This is a genomic window from Sinorhizobium fredii (assembly GCF_002944405.1).
GTDB classification, from domain to species: domain Bacteria; phylum Pseudomonadota; class Alphaproteobacteria; order Rhizobiales; family Rhizobiaceae; genus Sinorhizobium; species Sinorhizobium fredii_C.
In genome coordinates, this window is sequence record NZ_CP024310.1 from 1,168,772 (window position 1) to 1,182,714 (window position 13,943).

Here is a 13,943-nt window from a genome sequence, read left to right on the forward strand (position 1 = left end):
ACCAGCGCACGCATCGGAAATGTCTGGGAACCCTACGCCTCGGCCCGTTGGGCGCGGCTGCGGGCTTCGGTGAGCTCGGACGTCGTCTGGCTGAGACGGTCGGCGAGCACGCGCATGATCTCAACCGCCATCTCGGGGAAATCGGCCAGCAGCTTCAGGAAATCGTCCTTGCGGATCCGCAGGGCTTCGAGCGGAGTGGTCGTCTGGATGGTTGCGGTGCGCGGCGTGTTGCAGAGGATTGCAATCTCGCCGACGATCGAATTCTGCTCGACTTCGGCGACCTTCAGCTGGCCGGTCGGCGTCGATACCAGTACGTCGGCCTTGCCGGACAGGATGACATAGGCGGCGTCTCCGATATCTCCTTGGCGGAACAGGTTTTCGCCGGCGCTGTACATCACCCGGTCGGAGGTGAAAGCGAGTAGCTTGAGTTTCGCAGGCGGCAGACCGGAAAAGAGCGTTATCCGGCGCAACATTTCCACTTCGTCTTTTAGGAGCATATCAGTCCGCTTCTCCGAATGTGCCGCGGGCGCGAAGACGCCCGTTCCCGACCGGCCGGGAAATTACGCCTGCCACCCTATGCTAATATTACATCAAGACGCCAGTTCCTTATAGTCGCTGTCTTTTGAGGGCGTTTCCACAGATTCGTCGTGCACCAGCCGGCCGTTTTCGAAATGCACGACGCGATCGAAGAGTTCCGATAGGGCCGGATTGGAGAGAACCCACACGATCGCCGGATCCCGCTTTTCGTCGTGGAGAAAGGCGAAGACGTTGCGGGTAATCTGATCCTGGGTGCGCTGGTCGAGCGCCGCCAGCGGCTGGTTGATGATGTAGAAATCCGAAAGCCGGATCAGGGTGCGCGCCAGATTGAGCTTCTGCCGCTGGCCTGCGGTCAGCCGCTTGCCGCCGGCGCCGACGTCGAAATCGAGACCGAAGGCCAGCACCTTGTTGTAAAGGCCGAGCGCCTCGAAGAGATCGCGAACGATCGCCCGGATCTTGTCCGATCCATCCGTGTGCTTGTGGCCGATGCGACCGAAAAGCACGTTGTCGAGGATGGTGGCCGAGGCCATGTAGCGGTTCGGCTGGTAGTGCTCGATGACGCCGACGAGATCGGCAGGCAGTCCGTCGCTGAACTCACGCCGCGCCTCGACGATCTTTTGCATAAGCTCCTCAGTCAGCAGGCCGAAGCGATGCCGCGGCTCGATATAGCCGAAGCACAGTCGGATGATCCGGATCGCGTCCTCCTCCGAGACCTCGTCGAGCGGCCGGCCCCTGACCTTCTGCAGAAGCGCTTCATAGCCCGGGATTTCCTCGCTGGTCATGAAGGTCAGCTGCTGGAAGAACGGATGATCCGGCGGCAGGTCGCGGAACAATTCGACGACGTTCTCGGCAATTTCCAGCCCCATCTCGTAGAAGGTCTCGTGCAGGCCCGCCCGCTTCAGCACCGTCTTGAAGAAGGGATGATTCTCGAGCGCTTCCTCCCACCTTGCCCTGTCGGTGACCGTGCCGAAGAGCAGGTTTTCGCCGACCGTCGCCTCGATATTGTAGGAGCCCGGCTCGAAGAAGACGACGAGGTCGCTGAGCTTCTCGGCCTCGAGGCGCCGGCGGAGCGCTGCGCGCATTTCGACGATTTCATGGGCAAATGCCTCATGTTCGACGGGATCGATCGTCGAACGGACCGCCAATGCCGAAATGTCGTTCGTCAACAGCACGACGTCGAGCACCGCCCTGACTTTGTTGAAGAGATCCTCCGGCCCCGTCGCTCCGGCCGCTCCATAGTCGATCCAGTCGCTATTGAGGTCGAGCGAGGGATTGCCGGCGAGCTTCGCCTCGAGCAGTTCCCACCGGCGATGGGCCGCCTTGTCGCCCTCATAGACGACCTCGGTCAGCGGCGCATGCTTGAGACCGTAGAGCAGATTGTCGCCGAGACTGCCTTGGAAGGTGTAGACCTCGGAGGAGGCATAGGAGATCCGCCGGCCGATGACGGACTCTGGCAGCTCATGGATGTCATCGTCGCCGACGACGATCCTGCCGCTTGCCGGCCAAGCCAAGCGGCCGAGGGCCTCGGCCAGAGCCTCTCCGCCGCCACCCGTGCCGCCCGTAACCGCCACCGTCTCGCCCGGGCGCACCTGAAAGGAGACATGCTCGATCAGCTTGGCGCCGCCGTCGTCGGCAAGAGTGAGATTGACGGCAGCAAGAGCGCCGGCGAGCACCGGGGGCGACGCAAGGGAAACCTCCTGCACCTTCGGGTCGATCAGCGGCTCGACGCTGAACTGTTCGACGACCTGGGTGTATTTGACCTGCACGTCCTGGCGCGCCTGGTCCCAATCGATCAGTTCCTTCAGCGGTCCCGGCAGGTCCTTGTAGGCACCGATCACCGCGACCAGCTGGCCGATGTCAAGGCGTCCCTGGAGGGCGAAATAGCCGCCGATCGAATAGAACAGGAAAGGCGTGACCTGGGCGAGGAAGTTGTTCAGGAACTTCACCAGGAACTTCCACTGGTAAAGGTCGTAGCGGATCTTGAAAATCCGGCCGAGGCGGGCGGCAATGTCGGCGCGCTCGTAGTTGGACGTATCATGGCCGCGGATCGTGCCGATGCCATCGACGATTTCGCTGACCCGTCCGGAGAGCTCGCGTGCCGTCAGCTGCCGCTCGCGGCCGAGCACCAGCAGGCGCCGGCGCATGCGCGGAATGATTATCGCCTGGATCGCGACGATGACAAAGGCGATGATGCCGAGCCAGAAGCTCTGGATCAGGATGAAGATCAGCGCCGTCAGCGCCTGGCCGCCGAGCAGCGCAGGCTGCACGAAGGCGTCGCCGGTGAAGCCGCCCATCGGCTCCACTTCATCCTTGATCATCGTCGAAATTTCTGCGGGCTTCACGCGCTTCAAGTGATGCGGCGGGAAGCGCAGGACGCGGTCGACGAGCTCGAAACGGATGCGCCTGAGGAGCCGTTCGCCGAGCCGGCCCTTGTAAGTGTTGATGTAGAACTTGAAGAGCCCGTTGATGATCACCAGCAGGAGAAAGACGAGACTGAGTGCCAGCAGCGTCCCCTGCCGCCCAAGTTCGATTCCCGAAAACAGATTGACCTCGCCAAAGTACGGCAGGCTGAAGGAAATCGGCAGGAAGAGCTGGGTCGCTCCGGGCGTCTCGAAGCCCTGTCCCTGGATCGGCCCGTTGACGATCTGCTTCGGCAGGTCGAAAGACATGAAATAGGGGATCATCGACAGCGCCACGATCAGGAGGATCCAGAGCTGCGACTTTCGGGTATGGGTCCAGATGTAGCGGGAAAGACGGGGTTCCATGGGCGGGTAATGAGACCTAATCTGAAATTCGGGATCGCAGGGCCGCTCCGAGGGCGGACGCTAGCCGCAAATGGTTTTTCTCCACCAGATCTTCAATGGCGTTCGCCTCTTCCGCGAACTCGATGACTGCCTGCCATGAGAGCAGAGGCATGCTTCATGTCAAGCGCTTGGTGGGCCAAGCAGACTTCTTCAGTCGGATATCGAACTGCCCTGTCGTTCTGCTCGGCTCCTTCGGCAACCGACCAGTCGCGGTGTTCTTGCGCGCCTTGCGCTTGCCGGATCGTGAGCTTACAACAGCCGCATGACGCATGCCAGCCACTCCCCCCGCACATCCGACGATTGGCTCGAAAACGGTTATGACCTCGCGCGGGGTCTCGCCGCATACACGGGCAGCACGCTTGTCGCCGGCATAGCCAAGGTCATTGCGAAGCATCCGGAAGCGAATATCGCCAATGCCTTCAACCACAAGCAGGTTCTTTGCAAACTCTGGGCCCGCGAGGAGCTTTTGAAGAGCGGCGGCTCCGACTACGGCAGGATTGCCGTTCTCGGCGGCTGGTACGGCATTCTGCCGGCCATGCTGCTCGAAGATCGGCGCTTCATAATCGCCGCGATCGACAGTTTCGACATCGATCCGGCGGTCCAGCAGGTGGCGCTGACGCTGAATGCCGGCTTCGGCGCCCGTTTTCACGCCGCAACCGCGGATATGTATCAGATCGACTATCGCGGCCTTGGGGCCGATCTCGTCATCAACACGAGCTGCGAGCACATCGCCGATCTTGGCGCATGGCTCGGCCTCGTCCCCTCCGGCACCCGCGTGCTCTTGCAGTCAAACGACTATTTCAGCGAGCCGACCCACATCAACTGCGTTGCCTCGCTCGGGGAGTTTCAGGCCAAGGCCGGCCTTTCCCGGGTCAACTTCGCCGGCGCACTGCCGATGAAGAAATATACGCGCTTCATGCTGATCGGTGCGGTCTGACGCCTTCCATCCGATTCAGACGCTCCTCGATAATTGTCGCCGTATTGTCGGCCCCGTCGAGATCGAGCGGCGGAATATCGGGTTTCGAACGCGCAAGCGACGCCTCCACCCGGCGGGCGAGTTGCCGCGCGGTGATTCCTTCCTCGGGCAGGACGGCGGCCAGCCCGAGCCTCTCCAGTCTCGTTGCCCGCGTGCTCTGCTCCGTTTCGCCGCCGGCGGTAAAGGGAATGAGCAGCGCGCTGCATCCGGCCCGCAATATGTCACAGACGGTGTTGTAACCGGCCTGTGACACCGAGAGACGCGCGCCGGCAAGGAGGCTTGCGAAATCCTGGCGGAAACGAAACAGGCTGGCATTTTCCGGTGCCGAGACGGCGAGTTCGTCGAAGTCCGGCTGCGGCAGGTTCGGGCCGGTCACCAGGCACCAGCGGAGCTCTTGCGGCAAGAACTTCGCAGCCCCGAGAGCAGCGCCGATCAGTTCCTTGCCGACGGCGCCGCCGCCCGCAGAAACCAGAATGTCGAAGGTCTCGGCGGGCTCGCCCGGCGATGGTGGGGCGACAAGGCCGGTATAGGCCACCCGCTCGGCGATCTCGCCAGCCAGCGGAAACGTCTCCTCGAGCCGGGCAAAAGCCGGGTCGCCGTGGACGAGCACGAGGTCGAAATGCTTCTTCACCAGTTCGACCGTCTCCTCGGCCCGGCCTGGCTTCGTCCGTTCCTGCAGAATGTCGCGCAGCGAAGTCGCGACCAGCGGGCGGCGTTCCATCGCTTCGATCGCCTCGAGCAGCGGCAGAAGCTCGAAGCGCATCTGCCGGCGGCCGAACGGAAAGGCCTCGATGATGACGATGTCGGGTTCCGCACGGCGGAGTGCATCCAGGAGCAGATCCTTGCGACGCTCCTGGAACGCGGCGGTCACCGGATTGCCCTCGGCGTCTGTCAGACCGGAGAATCCCTTGTCCCCCGCCGTCACCGGCGGCAGGACGACCGTCCTGATGTCCTCTCCGGGAAAGCCCTGAACCGGCAAGCCGCCGGTGACCATCGTCACGTCGAAGCCGCGCTTCAGCAGCGCCTTCGCAATGCGGCTCGCCCTTGCCAGATGCCCGATACCGAGCAGGTGCTGCACATAGAAAAAAACGCGCCGCTTGCTCAAGGGGCCCTTCTCCATTCGCTTTCGAAAAGATCGCTCAACTGGCTGACGCTCGAGTGGTGGTCGAACTCGGCCCGCACGCGCCTTTCCGCCGCAGCGCCAAGCCTCCTGCGCAAAGCCGGGTCGCGGATAAGCCGCTCAAGCGCGGCTGCGAGGGGACGCGGATCCTCGGGCGGCACGACAAGGCCGTTCTCGTTATCCTTAAGCAGCTCCGGAATGCCGGATACACGTGTCGAGACACAGGCAAGCCGCTGGCTCGACGCCTCGACCAGCACGTTCGGCAAGCCGTCGCGATCGCCGTCGGCCGCAACCCGGCAGGCAAGTGCAAATATGTCGCTCTCCCGATAGCGCGCGAGCACGTCCTTCTGATCGAGCGCGCCGTGCCAGGTCACGCGATGGGCAAGGCCGAGATCACCGGCGAGTCCCCGCATATCCTTGGTCAGATCGCCCGCCCCTATGTGGTCGAAACGCCAATTGAGATCGGCGGGCAATATCGACAGCGCCTTGAGGAGAATGTCGTAGCCCTTCTTGGCGACGGCCCGCCCGACGCTGACGATGCGCACCGGATCGCCGGGATCATATCCGTCGCGGCTGGAGTGATCGCCCTCGAAGCTTGGGAAGCGATCGAGGTCCAGGCCGTGATAGCTGAGATGCACCCGGGATTTCTCGGCCGCCAGGCTCTTCAAGTGCTCGAAGCCGCTGCGCGTGCATGTCACCGTCCAGCGCGCCCGACCAAGCTTCTCCGACAGCTCCCAGTCCGCGGAAGTCCAGATGTCCTTGGCATGGGCCGAGCAAGTCCAGGGAACGCCGGCCATGATGCTCGCATAGGCCGTCACCGAGGCGGGCGTATGGATGAAATGCGCGTGAAGCCAACGCGCCCCGGTCGGCCATTCGGCGAAGAGCACCAGCGCCTGGCCGAAGCGGCGGAAGCGGTTGCGCGTCCAGTCACGACGGAGATCGCCTATGAAGGGACGGAGTGCCCGCCAGAAGCGGCCCTTCGGCAGCGACGTCAACAGCGCGCGAAACACCCGCCAGGGTTCGTCATGCAGATACTCCGGGAGATAGAACACCTTCGCCCGGATCTCGTCATGCACGGGGTGGCGCTTCGCGTCGGTCGGGCGCCTGAGGGCGACGAGCACGAGATCGTGCCCCGCCCTTTCGAGACCCAACAGTTCCTGGGCAATGAAGGTCTCGGAAAGGCGTGGGTAGCCCTTCAGAACAACGGCGATCTTTCGAGTTTCGGGCACGGGTATTTCAGCTTGTCTGCTTGACGACGCTCAGGTGATCCCTCGATCGGTGATCGAGCCAGTCTCCGACGATCCCGGAGATATGGACAAGGCCCTCCAGCCTCAGTTCGTGCCTGTTGCGGGAGGGGGCGGCACGCTGCGGCAGGGCCTTGAGCGCGGCGGCGAAGCGCAACGGGTCCTCCGCCTCGTGGGGCAGCAGCATCTCGACCAGGCCGAGCTCCGAGGCGCGGCGCGCCCGGATCAACTGCTCCTCTCGCGGTTGCAGCCGCGGTACGATCAGCGCCGGCTTGTCGAAGGAGAGGATCTCGCAATAGGTGTTATAGCCGCCCATCGAGATGACGGCCCGGGCGCCGGCGACCAGTTCCTCCATGCGATTGTCGAACTCGATGATCTTGATGAACGGGATACGGCCGCCCTTCCGGATTAGCTTGTTGCGCTGCTTGGCGGGCATGTAGGGGCCGAGGACGACAAGTGCGTTATGCGTGAGGTTCGGGTCCTGCTGGTAGGCGTGGATGACGTTGTGGATGAGCTCGGCGCCGTCGCCACCGCCCCCGGTGGTCACCAGAATATAGTCGCCCTCCGGCCGGTGATCGGGCAATCCGTCATGCGGAACGCTTCGCTGCAGGAAGCCTACGAAATTCATGCGGTCGCGCACCGCCGCCGGCACGTCAATCCCGACCAGCGGGTCATAGAAATCCGGCGGCCCGTAGACCCAGATCGAATCGTAGAACTGCTCGATCTTGCGCATCGTGTCGCGGCGCTTCCACTCTTCCTCGAGCAGGTGCGGCGCATCCATGATTTCGCGAAGGCCGAGAACCAAGCGGGTCCCGTGCGTCTTCAGATAGGTCAAGGTGTCCTCGACCTCCCCGCGCAGCCCCATCGGCTCCTTATCGACGATGAAGATGTCCGGTTTGAAGGTCTCGGCGGTCGAGCGAATGATCGACTGACGCATCTTCAGCGTCTCGTGCAGGTCGATATGGCGGTCAAGGGAGGTGTATTCGCCATTCCTGAGCTTGATGACGCTCGGGATCTTCACGAAGTCGACGCGGGCCCGATAGTCGAAGGCGCCGGCGATGGTGGCCCCGGAAATGATCAGCACCTGCAGGCCGCTGTAGTCCTCGACGAGCGCATGCGCGATCGCGCGACAGCGCCGGAGGTGCCCCAGGCCGAACGTATCATGGCTGTACATGAGAATCCGGGCATCTTCGAAGCGCCGTATCATACGAAGAACCTTTCTCTCATACGGAAACGCCAAGTCCGCTGCAGCGCCTGTTTTTTGATCGAGCGACGGTACCGGGGCTATTTGTAGGGATCTGCGGCGTCGCGCAACCCGTCTCCCAGGAAGTTGAACGCCAATATCACAAGAATGACTGGTATAGTCGGAAACAGCAGCCAAGGATAGAAGGCAATCACGCTGACACTCTTTGCCTCGGTCAGCAGGATGCCCCAGCTGGTGATCGGCGGGCGCAGCCCGAGGCCGAGGAAGCTGAGCGCCGTCTCGCCGAGAATCATGCCGGGAATCGAGATCGTCGCTGTCGCGATGAGATGCGACATGAAGCCCGGCACCAGATGCCGCCCGATGATGCGGCTGCTTTTCGCCCCCATCAGCTGCGCCGCAAGCACATAGTCCTCTTCCCTGAGCGCCAGCAGCTTGGAGCGGACGGCGCGCGCCAGGCCGGTCCAGTCGAGAAGCCCGAGAATGACGGTGATGCCGAGATAGATGAGGATCGGGCTCCATGTCGCCGGCATGATCGCCGCCAGCGAAAGCCACAGCGGAATGCTCGGTATCGACTGGAGAACTTCGATCAGCCGCTGCACGACGAGATCGAAAACGCCGCCGTGATAGCCGGCAAGGCCGCCGATGACGATGCCCAGCACGAAGCTGACGGTGATCCCGAGCAGGCCGATCGTCAGCGAGATCCGCGCGCCGTAGATGATGCGCGACAGCACGTCGCGCCCCAGCCTGTCGCTGCCGAGCAAGAACATCTGGCCGTTTTCCGCCGGGCAGACGAGATGCAGGTTGCTTTCGAAAAGTCCCCAGAAGCGATAGCTGTCGCCGCGGCAGAAGAAGCGGATCGGCTGGACGTCCGCCCGGTTGTCCGTGTAGTTTCGCTTCAGCGTATCCATGTCGAGCTGCATCGTCCGTCCGTAGACGAAGGGGCCGACGAAATCTCCCTCATGGAAGAAATGCACCCGCTGCGGCGGCGCGTAGATGAAATTCATGTTGCGCGTGTGCAGATTGTAGGGCGCCAGGAACTCGCAGATGAGAATCATCCCGTAGAGCACCGCCAGGAAGATGCCGGACGCCAGCGCAACCTTGTGCCGCTTGAACTTCCACCACATCAGCCGCAGCTGCGACGCCTGGTTGACGCGCACCTGCTCCTCCGTCATCACCTCGACGGAATAGGGATCGAAGGGGGCGGTCGACACGTAATGCGGTAGCGGTTCGCCCGGGGCAGGAATCGGTGACGTCACTTGGTGCTCCTGCCTTGCAGGCGAATTCTGGGATCGAGGACGGCGAGCGCGAGGTCGGAAATCAGGACACCGATGACGGTGAGGAACGCCAGGAACATCAGGAACGACCCGGCGAGATACATGTCCTGACTTTGCAGCGCCTTGATCAGCATCGGCCCGGTGGTCTCGAGCGACAGCACGATCGCGGTGATTTCAGCACCGGAAATGATCGCCGGCAGGATTGAGCCGATGTCGGAGATGAAGAAGTTGAGCGCCATCCGCAGCGGATATTTGACAAGGGTCCGGGTCCGCGAGAGGCCTTTGGCCCGGGCGGTCACCACATATTGCTTCTGCAACTCGTCGAGCAGGTTCGCCCTCAAGCGCCGGATCATCCCGGCCGTGCCGGCGGCGCCGACGATGATCACCGGAATCCAGATGTGTTCGAGGATCGACTTCGCCTTCTCCCAGCTCATCGGCTCGGAAAGGTATTTCTGGTCCATCAGGTGGCCAATCGAGGTGCCGAACCAGATATTGGCGAAATACATGAGGATCAGCGCCAGCATGAAGTTCGGGATGGCGATGCCGATGAGGCCGACGAGCGAGAGACCGTAATCGCCCCAGCTGTATTGGTTGGTCGCCGCATAGATGCCGATCGGGAAGGCGATGATCCAGGTGAAGATGATGGTGAAGAACGACACCAGGATCGTCAGCCACAGGCGGTCGCCGACAACCTCGCTCACCGGCAACTCATATTCGAAGGAATAGCCGAAATCCCCCTGCAGCATGCCGCCGACCCAATAGACGTAGCGCAGCAGCGGCGGCTGATCGAAGCCGTATTGCTGGCGCAGCGACTCGATCTGCTCCATGTCGACGCCTTCGCCCTGCGCCCTCAGCTCGGCGATGTAGCTCTCAAAATAGTCGCCGGGCGGCAGCTCGATGATGGTGAAGACGAGTGCCGAGATGATGAGCAAGGTCGGCACCATCACCGCGATGCGCCAGAGGATGTACCGCAGCATCTCAGCTATCCTGTTCCAGCCAGAAGGTATCGGCCTTGTAGACGCCGAAATAGCTCGTCGGATCGAAGCCCCACAGCGCCTCGTCCGGCATGTTGCGCAGCTTCGTCGAAACGAGGATCGGCTGCAGCGAAGCGTTGACGAGGCCGATCGAGAAGACCTGGTCCGTATAGATGGATAGCATCTGCCTCCATATGTCGGCCCGCTCCGCGTCGTCGGCGGAATGCCGCCAGCGCTTGAGCAAGGCGAGCAACTCGACCACCGGCTCCAGGTCCGGTGCCTCGCCCATTTCGCCGTGCGAAATATAGTTCAGGCCCCATACCGGCCATTGCAGCTGGTCGTCGGCGGTCGGAGCGAGCTGGCCCGGGTTCATGTCCGCCGTCGGCACGCCGTTGTCGATGCCGAACCACATGGACATGACGATCTCGCCGCCGACCGCCCGGCTGCGGAACGTGTCGCGCTGCGAGGTGCGGATGAAGAGCGAGATGCCGACCTTCTGCCAGTAGTCGGTGATGAGCTGCAGCACATCCGTGTCGAGTGTGCTTTCGCCGGGCGTTTCCACGACGATCTGCGCACGCCGGCCGTCGGGAAGGATGCGGATGCCGTCGCTGTCGCGTTTCGCAAGGCCGGCCTCATCGAGCAGGGCGTTGGCCTGGTCGGGATCGTGGGCGATCCAGGCGCTCGCGTATTCGGGACGGAACAACGGACTATCCGGCAGGACCGTATCGGCGCTCTCCTTGGTCAGCCCGTAAAAGGCCGCCATGTTGATCTCACGCCGGTCGATGGCCAGCGACAGGGCCCGGCGGACCCGCACGTCTCTCAAGAGCGGCCGCCACACCGGATCGGCGCAATTGAGGTTCGGAAGCAGCGCCAGGCGCGAGCCGGTGGTCTTCTTCCACAATTTGACCTTCACCGGATAACGCTTCTCGGCATCCTTGAGGTAGGTATAGTCGACGAAGTCGATGCCCGCCGCCTGCAGGTCGCTTTCGCCCGTGCCGGTCTTCGCCGGGATGAGCGCCGAGGAACTGACGCTCAGCACGAATTTGTCGATATAGGGCAGTTGCAGGCCGTTCTCGTCCACGCGATGGAAGAACGGATTGCGCTCGAAGATGAATTGTTCGGCCGGCAGCGGCGTCGTGTTGCGCCACGGATCGAGGGTCGGCAGGTCCGGGTTTTCCGGCCTGTAGGAGCGCGCCATGCGTTGGTGGAGCTGGTGCCACTTCTTGACCCGCTCTTCCTTCATCAGCGCCTTCAGCTTATCCTCTTCCTGGTATTTCTTGTGGAACTGCTTGAGATAGGCCGAGGGCATGGCGAGAACCAGCGGCTGCGGCGCCGCCAGCTTCTGCAGGAAATCCGGATTGGGCATCGCCCAGGAGTAGCGCAGCGTGCGCTCGTCGAGGACCTCGAACTTCGCCGCCTGACCGTCCATGACCATGGCCGTCGGCAGGCCGGCCGGCGACAGGTCCTCGTTGAGCAGCACGTCCTCGAAACAGTAGCGGAAGTCCTCGGCGGTCAGCGGCGTGCCGTCCGACCACTTGTGCCCCTCGCGGAGATGGAAGGTGAAAATCCGGTCCTCCACCGTCTCGAAGCGTTCGAGCACGTCCGGGTGGAGGTTGAGCGCCTCGTCGTAGCCGACAAGCCGGGCATAACCGTAGATCGTCATCAGGCGGATGTCCTTGGCGCTGCCGATCAGGCTGCGGATCGTTCCGCCATGCCGGCCGGGCTGCCTCCCCATCGCTGCGACATTGATCACTCGCGGCGTTTTCGGCAGGCGTTCGTTGAGCGGCGGAATCTTGCCTTCGGCGACAAGCGGCGCCGAGGCATCGACCCCGCCCGCCGCGGCGAAGAGGACTTTCGGCAGGGCGGTTGAAGCGAGGATGGCGAGTGCTGTTCTTCGGGTAATCACGGGCGCAACTCCCTAGCATCTGCCGATTTCCTGGCGAGCACGTAATGACCACCGCCAAGATCGGCCGGAAAGAGAGCGTTCTCCTCGCCGCCGTCCGAGAATTGCACTCCCCACTGACGCTGGTCCGAACACCCGCTCGCCTGGAGCGCGTCGAAGTCGAGCTTCCGATCCAGATCGGGATAGGGCACGGCTGCCAGCAGTGATTTCGTATAGGGATGAACCGGATTGCGCATCAGCACCTCGCGCGGTGCGAGCTCGACAATCCGCCCCGAACACATGACGGCAATTCGGTCGGCCATGTAGTCGACGACCGCCAGATTGTGCGAGATGAACAGCATCGTCAGGCCGAGTTCCTTCTGCAAATCTTTGAGAAGGTTGAGAATCTGGGCCTGGACTGAGACATCGAGGGCCGAGACGGGCTCGTCGCAGATCAGGAGCTGCGGAACCAGCGCCAGCGCCCGGGCAATGCCGATGCGCTGCCTCTGACCGCCGGAGAAGCTGTGCGGATAGCGATTGATGAAGCGCTGGTCGAGGCCGACCGCCTGCAGCAGGGAGCGGACGGTTTCGACCCGCGACTTCGGATCGCCCCGGCCGTGAATCTCGAGCGGCTCGCTGAGGATGTTCTTGACCGTCATGCGCGGCGAAAGCGACGAGACCGGATCCTGGAAGACCATCTGGATCTTGGCGCGAAGCGCCTTGAGCTCGGCGCCATCGAGCTTCAGGACGTCGACGGCGCCTTCCCCGTCGTCGAAGGTGACCGAACCCTGATCCGGCGTCACGGCGCGCATCAGTATCTTGCTGACGGTCGTCTTGCCGCAGCCGCTTTCGCCGACCAGCCCCAGGCACTCGCCGCGACGGATGTCGAAGCTGACATCGTTGACGGCGCGGTGGCGCGACGTGGTGCCGCTGCCGAACCAACCGGACGAGCGCGTCGAGAACGTCTTGCACAGATGGCGGACCGAGACGAGGACATCCGGCCCGGCGGCCTTCTTGACGTGCTGGGTTCCGAGGAGCGTCCCGGCCTTGACCGGCACCTCGCGAAGCGCCTTCAGCCTTTCACCCGGCTTCATGTCGAAATGCGGCACGGCCGCCATCAGCCCCTTGAGATAGGGATGCTGCGGATTGCGGAAGATTGCCTCGACCGGCCCCGCCTCGACAATATCGCCGTGATAGATGACGACCACCTCGTCGGCCATGTTGGCGACGACGCCAAGGTCGTGCGTGATCAACAGCATGGCCATGTTGAGCTTCGACTGGAGCTCGCGCAGCAGCTGCAGGATTTGCGCCTGCACCGTCACGTCGAGCGCCGTCGTCGGCTCGTCGGCGATCAGCAGTGCCGGGCGGCAGATCAGCGCCATGGCGATCATCGCCCGCTGACGCATGCCGCCGGAAAGCTCGAAGGGGTACATGTCGTAGGCCCGCTTCGGATTAGCGAAACCGACATAGCCCAGCAGCTCTTCGGTTTGCGCCCGGCGCTCCGCCTTGTCCGCATCCGTGTGGATTCTCAGCACTTCGGAAATCTGGTTGCCGATCGTGTGGAGCGGCGACAGCGAGGTCATCGGCTCCTGGAAGATCTTGCTGATCCGAGCGCCGCGGATTTCCTGGATCTCGCTCCCGTCGGTTTCGAGCGAGAGCAGGTCGACCGGCTTTGCCCCGGCCGCGGTGTCGTTAAACAGGACCCGGCCGCCCACCTTGGCGACACTGGGCAAAATGCCCATGATCGCCTGGCTGATGGCCGACTTGCCCGACCCGGACTCGCCGACGAGCGCCGTCACCTTGCCTGGCAAAATCCTGAAATTCGCTCCCCGGACGGCCTCCACGTTGCCGCCAAGCACGGAAAATGTGATCCGCAGACCCTCAACCCTTAGTAGGTCCGCTCCTGAAGTCATTGCAACACACCGCCC

10 protein-coding genes are annotated in these 13,943 nt (G+C 62.9%); 1 reads left to right on the top strand and 9 read right to left on the bottom strand.

Going from position 1 to position 13,943, the window contains the following annotated elements; all coding sequences use genetic code 11:
- Nucleotides 1–32 precede the first annotated feature (32 nt).
- Nucleotides 33–497 carry a cyclic nucleotide-binding domain-containing protein gene (locus NXT3_RS29090; protein WP_037416890.1) on the bottom strand — a complete coding sequence of 155 codons (465 nt, stop codon included), beginning with the start codon at nt 495–497 and terminating at the stop codon, nt 33–35.
- A gap of 93 nt (nt 498–590) precedes the next feature.
- Complete coding sequence (locus tag NXT3_RS29095) at nt 591–3,302, bottom strand: ABC transporter transmembrane domain-containing protein (protein WP_104841189.1); 2,712 nt, start codon at nt 3,300–3,302, stop codon at nt 591–593.
- Between the two features lie 301 nt (nt 3,303–3,603).
- Here NXT3_RS29095 and NXT3_RS29100 point away from each other — a divergent pair, with 301 nt between their 5' ends.
- Entirely contained in the window at nt 3,604–4,278 is a 675-nt protein-coding gene (locus NXT3_RS29100; RefSeq protein ID WP_037416881.1) for a hypothetical protein, read from the top strand.
- On the opposite strand, the gene NXT3_RS29105 is transcribed toward NXT3_RS29100, so the two are convergent.
- From NXT3_RS29105 to NXT3_RS29135, 7 genes are all read right to left on the bottom strand, one after another.
- Nucleotides 4,256–5,437 carry a glycosyltransferase family protein gene (locus NXT3_RS29105; protein ID WP_104841190.1) on the bottom strand — a complete coding sequence of 394 codons (1,182 nt, stop codon included), beginning with the start codon at nt 5,435–5,437 and terminating at the stop codon, nt 4,256–4,258. The two genes, NXT3_RS29100 and NXT3_RS29105, sit on opposite strands and share 23 nt — an antisense overlap.
- Nucleotides 5,419–6,666: a glycosyltransferase family 4 protein gene (locus NXT3_RS29110; protein WP_104841191.1), complete on the bottom strand. Its 1,248-nt coding sequence runs from the start codon at nt 6,664–6,666 to the stop codon at nt 5,419–5,421. Before NXT3_RS29110 ends, NXT3_RS29105 begins: the two co-directional genes overlap by 19 nt.
- A 7-nt stretch (nt 6,667–6,673) precedes the next feature.
- Nucleotides 6,674–7,888 carry a glycosyltransferase family protein gene (locus NXT3_RS29115; protein WP_097538786.1) on the bottom strand — a complete coding sequence of 405 codons (1,215 nt, stop codon included), beginning with the start codon at nt 7,886–7,888 and terminating at the stop codon, nt 6,674–6,676.
- 77 nt (nt 7,889–7,965) lie between these two features.
- The gene (locus NXT3_RS29120) at nt 7,966–9,141 is read right to left on the bottom strand and encodes an ABC transporter permease (protein ID WP_037416868.1); all 1,176 of its coding nucleotides are present in this window, start codon (nt 9,139–9,141) and stop codon (nt 7,966–7,968) included.
- The gene (locus NXT3_RS29125; RefSeq protein WP_037384592.1) at nt 9,138–10,136 is read right to left on the bottom strand and encodes an ABC transporter permease; all 999 of its coding nucleotides are present in this window, start codon (nt 10,134–10,136) and stop codon (nt 9,138–9,140) included. Before NXT3_RS29125 ends, NXT3_RS29120 begins: the two co-directional genes overlap by 4 nt.
- Nucleotide 10,137: 1 nt before the next feature.
- Nucleotides 10,138–12,039 carry an ABC transporter substrate-binding protein gene (locus tag NXT3_RS29130; protein WP_097538785.1) on the bottom strand — a complete coding sequence of 634 codons (1,902 nt, stop codon included), beginning with the start codon at nt 12,037–12,039 and terminating at the stop codon, nt 10,138–10,140.
- Nucleotides 12,036–13,928, bottom strand: coding sequence for an ABC transporter ATP-binding protein (locus NXT3_RS29135; RefSeq protein ID WP_037416863.1), 1,893 nt, complete (start codon nt 13,926–13,928; stop codon nt 12,036–12,038). The genes NXT3_RS29130 and NXT3_RS29135 overlap by 4 nt, the downstream gene beginning before the upstream one ends.
- Between the last annotated feature and the right edge of the window lie 15 nt (nt 13,929–13,943).

What these genes read in the sequence shown, in the direction of transcription:
- NXT3_RS29090 (WP_037416890.1), bottom strand. Translation starts at nt 497, where the DNA reads ATGCTCCTAAAAGACGAAGTGGAAATGTTGCGCCGGATAACGCTCTTT.
- NXT3_RS29095 (WP_104841189.1), bottom strand. Translation starts at nt 3,302, where the DNA reads ATGGAACCCCGTCTTTCCCGCTACATCTGGACCCATACCCGAAAGTCG.
- NXT3_RS29100 (WP_037416881.1), top strand. Translation starts at nt 3,604, where the DNA reads ATGACGCATGCCAGCCACTCCCCCCGCACATCCGACGATTGGCTCGAA.
- NXT3_RS29105 (WP_104841190.1), bottom strand. Translation starts at nt 5,437, where the DNA reads ATGGAGAAGGGCCCCTTGAGCAAGCGGCGCGTTTTTTTCTATGTGCAG.
- NXT3_RS29115 (WP_097538786.1), bottom strand. Translation starts at nt 7,888, where the DNA reads ATGATACGGCGCTTCGAAGATGCCCGGATTCTCATGTACAGCCATGAT.
- NXT3_RS29125 (WP_037384592.1), bottom strand. Translation starts at nt 10,136, where the DNA reads ATGCTGCGGTACATCCTCTGGCGCATCGCGGTGATGGTGCCGACCTTG.
- NXT3_RS29135 (WP_037416863.1), bottom strand. Translation starts at nt 13,928, where the DNA reads ATGACTTCAGGAGCGGACCTACTAAGGGTTGAGGGTCTGCGGATCACA.